Origin of the sequence: Actinophytocola sp. (genome assembly GCF_035634895.1) — a bacterium.
Taxonomy (GTDB): Bacteria; Actinomycetota; Actinomycetes; order Mycobacteriales; family Pseudonocardiaceae; genus Actinophytocola.
Genome location: NZ_DASQCC010000121.1, coordinates 1 through 15,430 on the forward strand (window position 1 = coordinate 1; position 15,430 = coordinate 15,430).

Here is a 15,430-nt window from a genome sequence, read left to right on the forward strand (position 1 = left end):
AGCCCGCTGGCGAGTGCGTGCGCGGTGCCGAGATGTACGAGGCCGTCGGGCACCGATCCCGCCTCGGCCTCGGTGTAGCCGAGGGTGGCGAGCACCCGGATCCGCAACGAGATCGCCTCGATGTCGGCGACGTCCACGGGCAGCGCCCGCAGCGCCCGATGCAGGAATTTCGCCGCCTCGGCAGGACGCCCCGCCGCAGCGAACTCGAGGGCCTTGGCCCGGAGCTCCGCTGCGGCGGTCACGCTACTGGCAACGGCCCCGCCTGTTGCGGCACCGCCTTTGGAGAGGCGTGGTGGCACGTCCCCAATCGCACCACACTGATTGCCTTCGACGCGATGTCGGGTCGACCGATTTCAGACGGTCGTGCCGGTCGGGCTGCCGTTGGTCTCGTGCTGACCCATCGGCGAGGCGCCCGTGCCACCGGCGCCGCCGCCGTTGGTCTCGTGCTGGCCGTTCGTGCCGTCGCCCGAGTCGCCGCCCCCAGGCGGCGGGGTGGTCGGCTCGTCCTTCGGCTTGGTGATCTCCGTCATTGCTTGCTCCCCTTCAAGGCGTTTCCGGTTTCTCACCCACACAAGAGCTGTGTGGTCACTGTGAGATACAGAGAATATCTGCCAATCGGGTGAAGAGGGAGCTTTTCTGATTACAAATCCACGGTTGGAGTGACCACTGTGCGTGATTGTTCGGCATTCATCCGTACCAACAGCTGAGTGGTGCCCCTGGGTACCTCGGTCAGCACGAACCGGCCACCCTCGTCCGCGGTTGTGACGGTTGAGCCATGTTCCGCCACGCGGACCTCGACGCCGTGCGCGCCGGCGGGCACGAGCCAGCCGTCGATGCGTTGACGTTCGCCCGTTCGGGTGACGTTGACCATGACGGTCAGGTCCCCGACGAAGAACGTGATGGTGCCGGGTAAGCCGCCGCGTACCCCCGCGAGTGGGCGGTTCTCCACCCACTGGGCCACCTCGAGCTGCACATGTCTGTCGATGTCGTCGAGCGCGACGGCGAACTGCGTTCGCTCCACCAGACCTGGCGGCGGTGGGTCGAGCTCGTTGACCAGCCGCGCCACTTCGGCCATCAAGTCGTCGTCAGCCTGGTTCGTTCTCATGATCCACTGTCCCCGTCGTACAGCGAGCGCAGGTTGTTCAGGCACCGCCCTCGAGTTGGTCCGATACTTCCGTGCGGCATGTGCAGGGCCTCGGCGACCGCACGATATTCCGCACGTCCGGCGAGCACGGTGAGCCGCAGCAGCTCCTGACAGCGCTGCGAGAGCTTGTGGAACGCCGACCACAGGGCGCGGTCGCGTTCGGTGCGGAGCACCTCGTGCTCCGGCGACGGGTCGCCGGTCGGTGTCTGTTCGGCCATCTCGGACGACAGCTCGACGTATCCGCCCGCCCGGTGCTGTACCCGGTTGGCCTCACGTCGGGTCGTGGTGATCAGCCAGCCTGCCAGCGCCCTCGGCTCGGTGAGCCGGTGGAGATGGCGTAACAGGGCCAACCAGACGGTCTGGACCACATCCTCCGCCGTGGTCCGGTCCAGTCCGCTGCCACGGGCAACGTGCCACACGAGTGGGGCGAGGTCGGCGATCAACGCGTCGAACGCCTCCTTGTCTCCGTCTCGCGCGGCCAACATGCATGCCGCGTGCCGGTCCCGTCCCTCGAGCTCAGCCCAGGGTTTGACCACGCTTGCGGTTTGCAGCTCCGTCACCGCTTCCCACCCCGCTCCGAGGGTCGTCCTGCTCCTGGCACGGGGTCCATCGTGCCAATCCGTCGTGTCCGCGTCACCCCGTGTGGGGTCTTACAGTCAAGAGCGCCGGTTGATGACGCAGATACCGACCATTCGGGTGTTTACGCTGGGTTTCCGGCAATTCGCGAGATCAGCAGCAGCATGACGGCGAGACCGACGAGGACCCCGACGAACAGGGTCCCACAACCGACGCCGACGACGCGCCCCAACGTTCGGGCCCGGACTGTCAACAGGATTGCGGTAAGAGCACTGACCAGCGTGAAGGCCGCGAGGACGGCCGTGGCGAGGGCGATCTTGGTGACGAAGATGACCGTGAGCAGGCAGAGCAGCAGCGTCCCGCCGGCCGCGAGACCCGCCGCGAGCAGGACGAGCGCACGCACGGTGCCCACCCGCGAGATGGTCCGCCGCTCGTCCACCTCCGCAGGCTATTCCTCCGGCACGACCATCCATGCGATCAGGTAGATGACCGCGCCGGTGCCGAAGCCCAGCAGCGTGGCCGCGACCAGCAGGATGCGCACGAGCGCGGCGTCCATCTTGACCATGCGGGCGATGCCGCCGCACACGCCGGCGACCATCCGGTCGTCGAGGCTGCGGCGGAGCTTGATGGTGTCTGTGTTCATGACTCAACTCTCGCCAAAGGCGTCGTCACCGACATCCGGGAACACCCTGGCGTTTACCCTCGGGTTGTGGTGACTTCCCCTGAGGAACTGTCGGATGCGCTCGAGTCGGTCGGCTACCTGCCGGACGAGGGCATCGCCACGGCGGCGTTCCTGGCCCACCGGCTCGGCAGGCCGCTGTTCTGCGAGGGCGAGCCGGGCACCGGCAAGACGTCCCTCGCCGTGGCGCTGGCCAAGGCCCTGGACGTGCCGCTGATCAAGCTCCAGTGCCACGAGGGCATCGACTTCACGCAGGCCCTGTACGACTGGGACTTTCCGCGGCAGCTGCTGCACCTGCGCGCGCTGGAGGCCGCGTCGGCCGGCGCGCTGGACTCGGACCTGGCGGAGAAGTCGCTGTACAGCCGCCGGTTCCTGCTCGCCCGGCCGCTGCTGCGGGCGTTGGAGGAGGCGCCGTGCGTGCTGCTCGTCGACGAGGTGGACCGCGCGGACGACGAGTTCGAGGCGTTCCTGCTGGAGGTCCTCGGTGAGAACGCGGTGACGGTCCCGGAGTTGGGGGAGGTGCGCGCCACCGTGCCGCCGCTGGTGGTGCTGACGTCCAACCGCACCCGCGAGGTGCACGACGCGCTGAAGCGGCGCTGCCTGTACCACTGGCTGTCCCACCCGTCGCTGCCGCGCGAGGTGGAGATCCTGCGCCGTCGCCTGCCCGACCTGTCCGAACGGTTGGCGAACCAGGTGGCGTCGGCCGCCCGCCGGCTCCGTGAGCTGGAGCTGCTCAAGCCACCGGGCGTCGCGGAGTCGCTGGACTGGGCACAGGCCCTGGCCGCGCTGGGCCGTACCGAGCTGGACGCGGAAGCTGCGGCGGCGACGCTGGGTGCGGTCCTGAAGTACCGGGAGGACACCCAGCGCGTGGTGGCGGCCGGTCTGGACCGGCTCCTGGCCGGCTGAATAAATCGGATGCGTCCGTCGTTGCCGTCGGCGATAGTTGTTGTCGGCGCGCCAAACCGGAGGAGGGCGACATGATTACGGAACGCAGGGGGAGCGAGCTGTAGTCGCGTTGCCCTGATCCGGGTGGTCGACCCAGCGCGGTGGTGAGCCGGTCGCGGTGCTCACGCCTGACGCGGTCGGCCTCGATCCGGGCGGCTGTCGGTATCCGGTCCACACTCCGATGCGGACGGCCGCCCCTTCGACTTCTTTCCGGCTCCTCGCGCCCGGGCCCGCTACCTGGCCCTGGCCGCGGCGGGGAGCCACCTGGCGCCGGCCGGACCGGCCGGCGCCAGGTACCCACGTGGACGGCTGGGGCCGGCCCGCCGTGCACTACGCCAGCACCGCCGCCCGAGCGTCGGCCGCCACGTGGGTACGCGATCTGGGTACACAATGGTTGGGTGGACCCGTTACCAGGGTTGGTCGGTTTCGCCGCCGCGCTGCGTGCGGCGGGGCTGCCGTGTGACGCACAGCGGGTGCAGGCCTACCTGCGCGCCGTCGACCAGCTCGACATCACCGACCCGGCGCAGCTGTACTGGGCGGGCCGCCTGACCCTGTGCGCCGAGCCCGACGACCTGCCCCGCTACGACGACGCGTTCGCCGCGTGGTTCACCGCCGTGCCACCCAGGCCGCGCAGGACCATGGCGGAACGGCCGCGCGCGACCGTCACCATGGCCGCGCTCACGCAGAGCGACGCCGGTGGTGGCACCAGCCACGAGACCACCGAGCTGAAGGTCGCCGCCAGCGACACCGAGATCCTGCGGCACCGGGACATCTCCCAGCTCACGGCCGTCGAACGAGAGCACCTCCGCGAGCTGATGGCCGCCCTCCACCTCGCGCCGCCGCGGCGCCGGTCCATGCGCCTGCGTCGCCACCGCGGCGGCCGTCTCGACCCCGCACGCATCCTGCGGGCCATGCGGGCCGCCGGCGGCGAGCCCGTCCGGCTGGCCTACCGCGCGCATGCCGACCGGCCGCGCCGGGTCGTGCTGCTGATCGACGTGTCCGGGTCCATGTCCCCGTACGCCGACGCGTTGCTGCGGTTCGCGCACGCGGTGGTCCGGGCCGCGCCCATGTCGACCGAGGTATTCACCATCGGCACCCGGCTGACCCGCCTGTCCCGCCAGCTGCGCAAGCGGGACCCGGAGGAGGCCCTGGTCGCGGCCTCCCGCGCGGTGCCCGACTTCGCCGGCGGCACCCGCCTCGGCGAGACGGTCCAGGTGTTCCTCGACCGCTGGGGCCAGCGCGGGCTCGCGCGCCGGGCGACCGTCGTGTTGTTCTCGGACGGCTGGGAACGTGGTGACGCGGCCCTGCTCGGCGAGCAGGTCGCGCGGCTGCGCAGGCTGGCGCACCGGGTGCTGTGGGTGAACCCGCACGCCGGCCGCGACGGGTACGCGCCGATCCAGTCGGGAATCGCGGCGGCACTGCCGCACGTTGACAGGTTGCTTGCCGGCCACAGCCTGGCCACCCTCGAGGAGTTGCTGATGGAGGTCCGCCGTGCGTGACGTGCTCGCGGAGTTGATGCGCCGGTACTCGGCAGGGGAACGGGTCGCGCTCGGCACGGTGGTGGCGACGTTCTCGTCCGCCCCGCGTGCGCCCGGCGCCGCGATGCTCGTGGCCGAGGACGGCACGGTGTCCGGCAGCGTGTCCGGCGGCTGCGTCGAGGGGGCGGTGTACGAGCTGGCCCAGCAGGTCCTCGAGGACGGCCGGCCGGTGCTGGAGCGGTACGGCGTGAGCGACGACGACGCGTTCGCGGTGGGCCTGACCTGCGGCGGCATCATCGACATCTACGTCGAGTCCTTCTCGGCGGCGGACTTCCCGGAGTTCGCCGACCTGGCGAAGTCCATCCAGACCGAGGAGCCGGTGGCACTGGCCACGGTCGTGGCCCACCCCGACCCGTCCCGCATCGGGCGCCGCCTGGTCGTGTGGCCGTCGAAGACCGCGGGCGGCCTCGGTTCGTCCCGCGCGGAGGCGGCGGTGGCCGACGACGCGCGCGGCATGCTGGCGACGGGCCGCACCGGCACCCTGCACTACGGCGAGGAGGGCCAGCGCCGAGGCGAGGGCATGTCGGTGTTCGTCAGCTCGTTCGAACCGCCGCCGAGGCTGCTGGTCTTCGGCGCGATCGACTTCGCGGCGGCGATGGCCCGCCTCGGCTCGTTCCTCGGCTACCGGGTGACGGTGTGCGACGCGCGGCCGATCTTCGCGACGAAGAGCCGCTTCCCGCATGCGGACGAGGTGATCGTCGACTGGCCGCACCGGTACCTGACCGCCGAGGTGGAGAGCGGCCGGATCGACCGGCGCACGGCCGTCGCGGTCCTGACCCACGACCCGAAGTTCGACGTGCCGGTCCTGGAGGTGGCGCTGCGCTGCGAGGCGGGCTACATAGGCGCGATGGGCTCGCGCCGCACCCACGACGATCGAATGGCCAGGTTGCGCGAGGCGGGCCTGACCGAGGAGGAGCTGGCCCGCCTGGCCTCCCCGATCGGCCTCGACCTGGGCGCCCGGACCCCGGAGGAGACCGCGGTCTCCATCGCCGCCGAGATCATCTCGCTGCGCTGGGGCGGCGAGGGCAGACGCCTGACCGAGGTGATCGGGCGCATCCACCGCGAGCCCTAGCATGATCGGGTGCTCGAACGCATTCACACAGAGAAGGCCCCGTTCGTCAGCTCCGCCGACGGTGCCGAGCCGCCCTTTTCGCAGGCCATCCGGTTCGGTGACCTGATCTTCACCTCGGCTCAGGGCCCGCTGGACCCGGTCACCGACGAGATGCCGACCGACTTCGCCGCGCAGGTCCGGCAGGTGCTGGACAACGTCGTCGCGGTCGCCCACGCGGGCGGCAGCCGCAAGGACCTGATCATCAGGTGCACCTGCTACCTGCGTGACCAGGCCGACTTCGGCACGTTCAACCGCGTGTACCGGGAGTTCTTCATCGACACCTCAGCGCCGCCCGCCCGGACCACCGTCGTCGCACAGCTGGTCCGGGAGGGGGTCCTCGTGGAGATCGACGCGGTGGCCGCGCTGGCCTGACCTCCGCGTGCGGGTGCCGTCGACCGTCAGGACCACCAGGGCCAGCCACACGATCGAGAAGCCCAGCCACCGCTCCGGCGGCATCTGCTCGTGGAACAACAGCACGCCGAACACGAACTGCAGGCTGGGCGTCATGTACTGCAGCAGCCCGATGGTCGAGAGCGGCACCCGCACGGCCGCCGCCGCGAACGCCAGCAGCGGCACCGTCGTCACCAGGCCGCCGCCCACCAGCAGCAACGTGTGTCCCGCGCCGAGCGAGAGGAACGTCCCCGCCCCGCTCGCCTCCAGGAACACGACGTACACCAGCGCCGGTACCAGCGTCACGCCCGTCTCGACCGCCATCGACTCCACCGCGCCGACACCGGCCACCTTCTTCACCAGGCCGTACGTCGCGAAGCTGCAGGCCAGCATCAGCGCGATCCACGGTACCTGCCCGTACCCGACGATCAGCACCGCGATCGCGACCACGCCGAGCCCGACCGCCGTCCACTGGGCCGGCCGCAGCCGCTCACCCAGCAGGAACACCCCGAGCAGCACCGAGACCAGCGGTCCGATGAAGTACCCGAGCGCCGTCTCGACCACGTGCCCGTGCGTGACGCCCCAGATGTAGCCGCCCCAGTTCAGCGAGATCAGCACCGCGGCGACCGCCAGCAGCCCGAACCGCCGCCGGTCCCGCAGCACGGCGAGGAACGAGCCGACCCGCCGCGTTCCCACCAGTACCGCGGCGACCACGACGAGCGACCAGATCATCCGGTGCGCGAGCGTCTCCAGCGCGCTGGACGACGACAGCAGCGCCCAGTACAGCGGGAACAGCCCCCACAACCCGTACGCGAGGGTCCCGAACAACATGCCCTGCCGCTGCTCGGGATGGGGATCAACACGCTGACCTGCGATGGAGGGGGCTGCCACCCCTCGATACTAAGCATTGCGAAAGATCGTTCCGAACGACTAAAGGAGCATCACACCCCAGGGTTTTTCGCGAATGGAGCCACTCGCGGCCATCTGGACTTGTCCGTTCGGGACAGCCGGGGTTGACTCGGACCTTGTGAGTCCGCTCACGCCGTTCCCGACCCGGCAGGAGGCCACATGCGCATCACCGTGACTGTTGACGGTACGAAGTTCACCGACGATGTTGAACCTCGCCAGCTGCTCGTGCACTACCTACGCGAGCGCCTGGGCAAGGTCGGCACGGTCGTGGGGTGCGACACGAGCAACTGTGGCGCCTGCACCGTCCACCTCGACGGACACAGTGTGAAGTCCTGCTCCGTGCTCACCGTGCAGGCCGACGGTGGCGAGGTCACCACGATCGAGGGCCTCGCCCGCGACGGCCAGCTGCACCCGGTGCAGCAGGCCTTCCACGACAACCACGCCCTCCAGTGCGGCTTCTGCACCCCGGGCATGATCATGCAGTCGATCGACCTGCTCGCCGACAACCCCGACCCCGACGAACAGGCGGTGCGGCACGGGTTGGAGGGCAACCTCTGCCGGTGCACGGGCTACCAGAACATCGTCCGCGCGGTCCGTGACGCGGCCGCGCGCATGCAGGGTGGCGCCGGCCCGGAGGCCGAGCAGGTAGCCGACGCCCAGATCAGTGCCGGAGGCGCGCAGTGACCGCCACGATCGAGCCGGAGGTGGGCAAGGCCCGCCTGCGCAAGGAAGACGCGCGCCTCATCACCGGGCGCACCCGCTGGACCGACAACCTGACGTTACCCGGCCTGTTGCACATGGCCATCCTGCGCAGCCCGATGGCCCACGCCAGGATCACGAACATCGACACGGCCGGCGCCAAGGACGCTCCCGGGGTCATCGCCGTGTACACCGGCGCCGACCTGGCCGACGTCCAGGGCAGCCTGCCGTGCGCGTGGCCGATCACCGACGACATGAAGTCGCCGAACGCCCCGTCCCTCGCCGTGGACACGGTCAACTTCGCCGGTGAGGCCGTGGCCGTCGTGATCGCGCGCAGCGCCTACGAGGCCGCCGACGCGCTGGAGCGGATCGACGTCGACTACGACGACCTGCCCGTGGTGCTCGACATGGCGGCCGCGGTGGCCGACGGCGCCGACCTGGTGCACCCGGACCTCGGCACCAACAAGAGCGCGACGTGGATCTTCGACTCCGGCGAGGCCGGCACCGGCGGCGACGTCGAGCAGGCCATCGCCGACTCCGAGGTGGTCATCGAGCGCACCTACCGCCAGCAGCGGCTGATCCCGGCGTTCATGGAGCCGCGCTCGGTCGTGTGCGACCCGACCGGCGAGCAGACCACGCTGTGGTCGGCCACGCAGATCCCGCACATCCTGCGGTTCCTGCTCGCGGCGCAGCTGGGCGTGCCGGAGCACAAGATCCGCGTGATCGCGCCGGACGTCGGCGGCGGGTTCGGCGGCAAGCTGCAGGTCACGCCGGAGGAGTTCCTGGTCTTCCTGATCGCGCGTCGCCTCGGCAAGCCGGTCAAGTACACGGAGACACGCAGCGAGAGCCTGCAGTCCGCGCACCACGGCCGTGACCAGATCCAGAAGCTGACGCTGTCCGCCCGCCGGGACGGCACGGTCACCGGCCTCAAGGTCGAGCTGCTCGCCGACATGGGCGCCTACCTGCGCCTGGTCACGCCGGGCGTGCCGATCCTCGGCGCGTTCATGTTCAACGCGATCTACAAGTTCCCGGCGTACCGGTTCGTGTGCACGAACGTGTTCACCAACAAGGTGCCCACCGACGCCTACCGCGGCGCCGGCCGCCCCGAGGCCACGTACGCGATCGAGCGGCTGATGGACGAGCTGGCCGTCGAGCTGGGCGTGGACCCGATGGCGATCCGGGAGAAGAACTGGATCAAGCACGAGGAGTTCCCGTTCACCACGGTGTGCGGGCTGACCTACGACTCCGGCAACTACGAGGCCGCGACGGACAAGGCGAAGGAGCTGTTCGGCTACGACGCTTTGCGGACCGAGCAGCTCGAACGCCGCGAGCGTGGTGACTCCGTCCAGCTCGGCATCGGCATCTCGACGTTCACCGAGATGTGCGGCCTCGCGCCGTCCCGGGTGCTCGGCTCGCTGGCCTACGGCGCGGGCGGCTGGGAGCACGCGGCCATCCGCATGCTGCCGACCGGCAAGGTCGAGGTGGTCACCGGCTCCTCGGCACACGGCCAGGGACACGAGACGGCGTGGAGCCAGATCGTGGCCGACCAGCTGGGCGTGCCGTTCGAGGACATCGAGGTCCTCCACGGCGACACCCAGTCCTCGCACAAGGGCATGGACACCTACGGCTCGCGGTCGCTGACCGTCGGCGCCATGGCGGTGGTCAAGGCCGCGGACAAGGTGAAGGACAAGGCCGCCAAGGTCGCCGCGCACATGCTGGAGGCCGGCGAGGACGACGTCGAGTTCAGCGCGGGCTCGTTCCGGGTCCGCGGCGCGGGCGCCGACGCCAAGGCGGTGTCCATCCAGGACGTCGCGCTGGCCGTGTTCGCCGCGCACGACCTGCCGGACGGCGTCGAGCCGAACCTGGACTCGGAGGCCACGTACGACCCGGAGAACTTCTCGTTCCCGCACGGCACCCACCTGTGCGCGACCGAGGTGGACACCGAGACGGGCCGGGTGAGCATCCGGTCGTACGTGTGCGTCGACGACATCGGCAAGGTGGTGAACCCGCTGATCGTCGAGGGCCAGGTGCACGGCGGGCTCGTGCAGGGCATCGCGCAGGCGCTGTTCGAGGAGGCCGTGCACGACGAGTCCGGCACGCTGACCACGGGCACGCTCGCCGACTACCTGGTGCCGTCGGCGGCGGACGTGCCGACGTTCGTCACCGACCGCACGGAGACGCCATCGACCACGAACGTGTTGGGCGTCAAGGGAGTCGGCGAGGCCGGGACGATCGCGTCGACCCCGGCCGTGGTGAACGCGATCGTGGACGCGGTGCGGCATCTCGGGGTCAGCGACATCCAGATGCCGTGCACGCCGATGCGGGTGTGGCAGGCGATTCAGACGGGCCAGACCGACGCGGGTGGCCTCGGCAGCGAGGCAGGCGGCGGCCTCGGCTCGATCGACACTTCCGGAGGTGCCCAGTGATCCCCGCGGCATTCGACTACGTGGCACCGTCCACACTGGACGACGCGGTCCGCGCGCTGTCGGAGGCCGGCGAGGACGCGAAGGTCATCGCGGGCGGCCAGAGCCTGCTGCCCGTGCTGCGCATGCGGCTGGCGGCGCCGTCGAAGCTGATCGACCTCGGGCGGGTCGCGGCGTTGCGTGGCATCCGCGAGGACGGCGACGCGCTGGTGATCGGCTCGATGACCACGCACTACGAGGTGCAACACGACCCGCTGGTGCGTGAGCACGCCGCGTTGCTCGCCGCCGCGACGGACACGGTGGCCGACCCGCAGGTCCGCCACCGCGGCACCTTCGGCGGCTCGCTGGTGCACGCCGACCCGGCGGCCGACCTGCCGGCGGTGGCGCTGGCGCTGGACGCGGAATTGGTGGTCCGCGGCATGGACGGCTCGCGGACCATCCCGGTGTCGGAGTTCTTCACCGACTTCTTCACCACGGCACTGAGCCCGGCGGAGATCCTGGTGGAGGTCCGCCTGCCGAAGACCACGGGCTGGCGTGCGCACTACGAGAAGTTCAACCGCGTGGCACAGGCGTGGTCGATCGTCGCCGCGGCCGTGACCGTACGGGTGGACGGCGGCTCGATCGCCGAGGCGAGGGTCGGCCTGACGAACATGGGATCCACCCCGATCCGGGCCACGGCGGTCGAACAGGCCCTGGTAGGCCAGCCGGCGACGGCCGAGTCGATCCGCGCGGCGGCCGCCCACGCGGCGGAGGGCACGTCACCGCCGACTGACAGCAACGCGGACGCGGCCTATCGTCAACACCTGGCCCAGGTACTGACGTCCAGGGCGGTGGCGGCGGCAGCCGGCGTCTGACCCGTCCGACGGGCGGCGCTCCCCGTGCGGGGCGCCGCCCCCGTCTCCAGGAGGAACCGTGAAGCTGGAGCACTCGTTCACCGTGCCGGCCGACCTGGACACCGTGTGGGAGGCGGTGCTGGATCCCGACCGGGTGGCGCCGTGCATGCCGGGCGCGACGCTCACGGAGGTGGACGGAGACGCGTTCAAGGGCTCGGTGAAGGTGAAGATGGGCCCGATCTCGTTGCTGTACAAGGGATCCGGCGAGTTCCTGACGAAGGACGCGGACTCCCGCACGGTGGTGATCAAGGCGTCCGGCAAGGACTCCCGAGGCAACGGCACGGCCGCCGCGACGGTGACCGTCACGCTGACCGAGGAGGGCTCGTCGACGACCGGCACGGTGGTGACGGACCTCTCGATCACCGGCAAACCGGCGCAGTTCGGCCGTGGGCTGATCTCCGAGGTGGGCGGCAAGATCCTGGACACGTTCGCCGGTTGTCTCGCGTCGAAGCTGGCCCCGGCGCCGAACCCGCCGACTCTCTCCGTGGTCAAGGATCCACCGTCGGAGGCGTCACCGTCGGAGCCGGCAGGTTCGGGATCGGCAGGTTCAGGTTCGGCGGGTTCGGAGCCGGCAGGTTCGGATTCGGAGGGATCGGCAGGTTCGAGTTCGGAGGGCTCGAGTTCGTCGGGTTTGGGAGCGGTGGGTTCGGGATCGGGATCGGAGGGGGCGGTGGGTTCGGGGTCGGCCGCTGCGGCGAAGCCGGCCGCGGTCAAGCCGCCTGCGGCGAAGTCGGGTGGCTCGAAGTCACGTGCCTCGAAGTCAGCGGCCGCGGGGGAGTCGGCGGGTTCGGCTGCTTCGGTTGAGTCGGCCACGGTTGAGTCGGCCGGAGCGTCCGCGGCGGCGGATCGTGCGGAGGCGGTGGTCGCCGGGCGCAAGGCGGGCGAGGCGGCGGCCAAGCTGGTTCCCGTACCGGGGTCTCGACGGAAGCGGGAACCGGAGACCGAGGCGATCGACCTGCTGTCGTATGCGGGGCCCTCGGTGTTGAAGCGGTTGGCGCCGTTGGTTGTGTTGGTGGCTCTGCTTGTGGGGTTCGGGATGTGGCGTCGGCGGCGCTGAGGTGCTCGGGCCTGGCTGAGGTGTTCGGGGCTGGCCAGGTGGTTCCTCGCCGCGCGCCGCGAAGCGCGGCGCCGTGCTTCGCGCTTCGCGCCGTGCCGCGCCGTGCCGCGCCGCGCCGCGCCGTGCTTCGCGCTTCGCGCCGTGCCTCGCGCACTTCGTCTGGCCGTTCAGTCTGGGCGTCTCCGGGCGCGGGCGGCGGGTGGCGTCAGGTGGCGGGCATGCCTGGCCGGAGCGTGGATGGGTTTCGAGGGCGCGATGCCGTGAGCTGAGTGGCCGTTGGATCGCTCGTGGCGGTCCGCGGGTCGGGCCGGCCGATGCTCGTAACCTTGTTGATCTTCTCTCTGGCCATTGCGATGGGGGGAGCGGGCCGTGAAGGATGGCCCGGGTGCGTCGGCTGGTGAGTCTCTGCTGTGTGGCCCTTCTCGTGGCGGGCTGCTCCGGTACCGACTCCCGGTCCGGTGAGCCCGTTCCGCCCTTTCACCCCGGTACCGTCTCCACCCGGGCCCAACCCGACAAGCCCGCCGGTTCCTTCACCGTCGTCGCCACCGGGGACGTGCTGATCCACCCCGCCCTGACGGAGCAGGCCGAGGCCGACGGGGGTGGGAAGCGTGACTACGAGCCGCTCCTCGCCGGGATCAAGCCCGTCATCTCACAGGCCGACCTCGCCATCTGTCACATGGAGACGCCGATCGCCACGGCGGACGGGCCCTTCGCGGGGTATCCGCTGTTCTACGCGCCGCCCGAGATCGCCGTCGCGGTTGCCGACACCGGGTACGACAGCTGTTCCACCGCCTCCAACCACACCCTCGACCACGGTGCCGAGGGGGTTCGCACCACGCTCGACGCCCTGGACGCCGCGAAGATCGCGCATACGGGGTCCGCGCGTACCGAGCAGGAGGCCGGTACGCCCTTGGTTCGGGACGTCAACGGGGTCAAGGTCGCACAGGTCTCCTTCACCTTCGGGCTCAACCAGGGGACGTCGGCCCCGGAGCCGTGGATGGTCAACGAGTTGTCCGTCGACGGGGTGCTCGATGCCGCACGGAAAGCCCGGGCGGCCGGGGCCGAGGTGGTCATCGCCAGCATTCACTGGGGGATCGAGAACCAGCACGAGCCCACCGCCGAGCAGCGGGAGATGGCTGGGCAGATCCTCGCCGACCCGGCCGTCGACCTGATCGTCGGGCATCACGCGCATGTGGTGCAGCCTTTCGAGAAGATCGGGAACAAGTGGGTGGCCTACGGGCTCGGCAACTCGGTCGCCAAGCACGAGCAACCCCGTGGGGACACCGAGGAGGGCGTCATCGCCCGCTTCCGGTTCACCAGGGACGGGAGTGGCTGGCATGTCGACAAGGCCGAGTACATCCCCACCCTCGTCGACCTCGGGCCGCCCATCCGGCTCAGGGACCTGACCACCGACACGTCCGTCGACGCGGCGCGCAAGAAGGAGGCCCTCGACCGCACCGACGGTGTGGTGCTCAGCGAGGGGGCGGGCGCCGCGGGGCTCACGCGTCCGGGAGGTTCATGACGCGCCCGCTCGGGGCGCTCGGTAACGTCGGCCCCATGGAGAGTGTGCGGGCGGTGGCCGACTGGCCGGTGGACAACGCCGCGGTCGCGGTCGTGGCGGCGGCCGATGGCCGGGTGCTCGGCTCGACGGGTCCCCAGGCGCGGGAGTTCCGGCTCGCCTCGGTGACCAAACTGCTCACGGCCTACGCGACCCTCGTGGCCATTGAGGAGGGCGCCGTCGAGTGGGACCAGCCTGCCGGGCCAGAGGGCTCGACCGTCCGGCACCTGATCTCGCACGTGTCCGGCCTGGCGTTCGACGAGCACAAGGCGCTGGCCAGGCCCGGCACGCGCCGCATGTACTCGAACGCCGGCTTCGAGGTCCTGGCCGACACCGTCCACGAGGCGTCGGGCATCCCGTTCGCCGAGTACCTGACCGAGGCCGTGCTGGCGCCGCTGGGTATGGAGTCGTCCCGCCTCGCCGGCACGGCCGGCGCCGGCGGCGTGTCGACGTGTGCCGACCTGGTCCGCTTCGCCGCGGAGGTGCAGCACCCGACGCTGGTCTCGGAGACCACCCTGGACGAGGCGACGTCGGTCGCGTTCCCGGGTCTGTCCGGCGTGCTGCCGGGCTTCGGTCACCAGAAGGACAACGACTGGGGCCTCGGCTTCGAGATCCGCGACCACAAGAGTCCACACTGGACCGGCAAGAACAGCTCGCCGCGGACGTTCGGCCACTTCGGACAGTCCGGCACCTTCCTGTGGGTGGACCCGGACGCGGGCGTCGCCTGCGTGGCCCTCACCGACCGCGACTTCGGCCAGTGGGCCGTCGACACCTGGCCGGCCTTCACGGACGCCGTGCTCGCCGACCTGTGAACACCGGTCGCCGCTGGGCCTGACGGGCGAAGTTCACCGGGCCGGCGTGCCGTCGACCGGGGGGCCGGGCACGATGGCGGGCATGTACTACATGGAGCGGGACGAGTGGCTCGAGTTCGTCATGCACGGGACGCGGACCGGCAAGCTGGCGGTGGTCCGCAAGGACGGCTCACCACACGTGGCCCCGATCTGGTTCCTGGTCGACTCCACCGACGACGGGGACTTCCTGGTCTTCACGAGTGACGGCAGCTCCGTCAAGACGCACTCCCTGCGGCGCGACCCACGGATCGCACTGGTCGTCGACGTCGACGAGCCGCCGTACTCCTTCGTGCAGTTCCGCGCCGAGGCGACGATCTCCGAGGACCTCGACGAGCTGCGGGAGTGGGCCACCCGCCTCGGCGGGCGGTACATGGGCGCCGAGCGGGCCGAGGAGTTCGGCAACCGCAACGCCGTCCCGGGTGAGCTGCTCGTCCGCGCCCGCATCACGAAGGTCGTCGCCGTGGCGGAGATCGCGAACTGACCGCGGTGTCCACCGACATCGGTGGACACCGCACCAGTGTCCCGCGCCGGAAATCAGGCAACTAATTCGGCGGCCCAGCTTCCTGCTGGCGGCGTTGCCGGTTCGCCCAAGTACGACCCAGTACGAGGGCGAACCGGCGTCTTGCCAGCAGAAACCTGGATCCACCGACTTGATCA

General features: G+C 70.6%; 18 protein-coding genes. 11 read left to right on the top strand and 7 right to left on the bottom strand.

All coding sequences use genetic code 11. The features are described from left to right. The 6 genes from VET29_RS17420 to VET29_RS17445 all read right to left on the bottom strand — a co-directional run. The coding region (locus tag VET29_RS17420; RefSeq protein ID WP_324921443.1) for a hypothetical protein at positions 1-242 on the bottom strand (242 nt) is incomplete at its 3' end. Between the two features lie 111 nt (positions 243-353). After that, on the bottom strand, positions 354-530 hold the full coding sequence (locus VET29_RS17425; RefSeq protein WP_324921445.1) for a hypothetical protein: 177 nt from the start codon (positions 528-530) through the stop codon (positions 354-356). A gap of 110 nt (positions 531-640) precedes the next feature. After that, positions 641-1,105 carry a carboxypeptidase regulatory-like domain-containing protein gene (locus VET29_RS17430; protein ID WP_324921447.1) on the bottom strand — a complete coding sequence of 155 codons (465 nt, stop codon included), beginning with the start codon at positions 1,103-1,105 and terminating at the stop codon, positions 641-643. Next, positions 1,102-1,704 (bottom strand): sigma-70 family RNA polymerase sigma factor, encoded by a 603-nt coding sequence (locus VET29_RS17435; protein ID WP_324921449.1) that lies wholly within the window; start codon positions 1,702-1,704, stop codon positions 1,102-1,104. The genes VET29_RS17430 and VET29_RS17435 overlap by 4 nt, the downstream gene beginning before the upstream one ends. Positions 1,705-1,844: 140 nt before the next feature. After that, a complete protein-coding gene (locus VET29_RS17440; RefSeq protein WP_324921451.1) occupies positions 1,845-2,159 on the bottom strand; it encodes a hypothetical protein in 315 nt (104 codons plus the stop codon). 9 nt (positions 2,160-2,168) lie between these two features. After that, positions 2,169-2,363 (bottom strand): PspC domain-containing protein, encoded by a 195-nt coding sequence (locus VET29_RS17445; protein WP_324921453.1) that lies wholly within the window; start codon positions 2,361-2,363, stop codon positions 2,169-2,171. A gap of 66 nt (positions 2,364-2,429) precedes the next feature. Between VET29_RS17445 and VET29_RS17450 the strand changes: the two genes are divergently transcribed. The 4 genes from VET29_RS17450 (at position 2,430) to VET29_RS17465 (ending at position 6,365) form a co-directional block, all read left to right on the top strand. Beyond that, positions 2,430-3,305, top strand: a complete 876-nt coding sequence (locus VET29_RS17450; protein ID WP_324921455.1) for a MoxR family ATPase — start codon at positions 2,430-2,432, stop codon at positions 3,303-3,305. Positions 3,306-3,742: 437 nt separating this feature from the next. Beyond that, entirely contained in the window at positions 3,743-4,843 is a 1,101-nt protein-coding gene (locus VET29_RS17455) for a vWA domain-containing protein (protein ID WP_324921457.1), read from the top strand. Then, positions 4,836-5,954 carry an XdhC/CoxI family protein gene (locus tag VET29_RS17460; RefSeq protein WP_324921459.1) on the top strand — a complete coding sequence of 373 codons (1,119 nt, stop codon included), beginning with the start codon at positions 4,836-4,838 and terminating at the stop codon, positions 5,952-5,954. The genes VET29_RS17455 and VET29_RS17460 overlap by 8 nt, the downstream gene beginning before the upstream one ends. Before the next feature lie 9 nt (positions 5,955-5,963). Next, positions 5,964-6,365: a RidA family protein gene (locus tag VET29_RS17465; RefSeq protein ID WP_324921461.1), complete on the top strand. Its 402-nt coding sequence runs from the start codon at positions 5,964-5,966 to the stop codon at positions 6,363-6,365. Here VET29_RS17465 and rarD read toward each other — a convergent pair. Then, a complete protein-coding gene (rarD, locus tag VET29_RS17470; RefSeq protein WP_324921463.1) occupies positions 6,276-7,274 on the bottom strand; it encodes an EamA family transporter RarD in 999 nt (332 codons plus the stop codon). The two genes, VET29_RS17465 and rarD, sit on opposite strands and share 90 nt — an antisense overlap. 177 nt (positions 7,275-7,451) lie before the next feature. Between rarD and VET29_RS17475 the strand changes: the two genes are divergently transcribed. The 7 genes from VET29_RS17475 to VET29_RS17505 all read left to right on the top strand — a co-directional run bounded on the left by VET29_RS17475 (position 7,452) and on the right by VET29_RS17505 (position 15,254). Further along, positions 7,452-7,976 carry a (2Fe-2S)-binding protein gene (locus VET29_RS17475; protein ID WP_324921465.1) on the top strand — a complete coding sequence of 175 codons (525 nt, stop codon included), beginning with the start codon at positions 7,452-7,454 and terminating at the stop codon, positions 7,974-7,976. Beyond that, entirely contained in the window at positions 7,973-10,417 is a 2,445-nt protein-coding gene (locus VET29_RS17480; RefSeq protein ID WP_324921467.1) for a xanthine dehydrogenase family protein molybdopterin-binding subunit, read from the top strand. Before VET29_RS17475 ends, VET29_RS17480 begins: the two co-directional genes overlap by 4 nt. After that, entirely contained in the window at positions 10,414-11,268 is an 855-nt protein-coding gene (locus tag VET29_RS17485; protein ID WP_324921469.1) for a xanthine dehydrogenase family protein subunit M, read from the top strand. The genes VET29_RS17480 and VET29_RS17485 overlap by 4 nt, the downstream gene beginning before the upstream one ends. A 58-nt stretch (positions 11,269-11,326) precedes the next feature. Beyond that, positions 11,327-12,364: an SRPBCC family protein gene (locus VET29_RS17490; protein ID WP_324921471.1), complete on the top strand. Its 1,038-nt coding sequence runs from the start codon at positions 11,327-11,329 to the stop codon at positions 12,362-12,364. 376 nt (positions 12,365-12,740) lie between these two features. After that, positions 12,741-13,886 (top strand): CapA family protein, encoded by a 1,146-nt coding sequence (locus VET29_RS17495; protein WP_324921473.1) that lies wholly within the window; start codon positions 12,741-12,743, stop codon positions 13,884-13,886. Positions 13,887-13,921: 35 nt separating this feature from the next. Further along, positions 13,922-14,734 carry a serine hydrolase domain-containing protein gene (locus VET29_RS17500; RefSeq protein ID WP_324921475.1) on the top strand — a complete coding sequence of 271 codons (813 nt, stop codon included), beginning with the start codon at positions 13,922-13,924 and terminating at the stop codon, positions 14,732-14,734. Positions 14,735-14,816: 82 nt separating this feature from the next. Next, the gene (locus VET29_RS17505; protein ID WP_324921477.1) at positions 14,817-15,254 is read left to right on the top strand and encodes a PPOX class F420-dependent oxidoreductase; all 438 of its coding nucleotides are present in this window, start codon (positions 14,817-14,819) and stop codon (positions 15,252-15,254) included. The last annotated feature ends 176 nt before the right edge of the window (positions 15,255-15,430 follow it).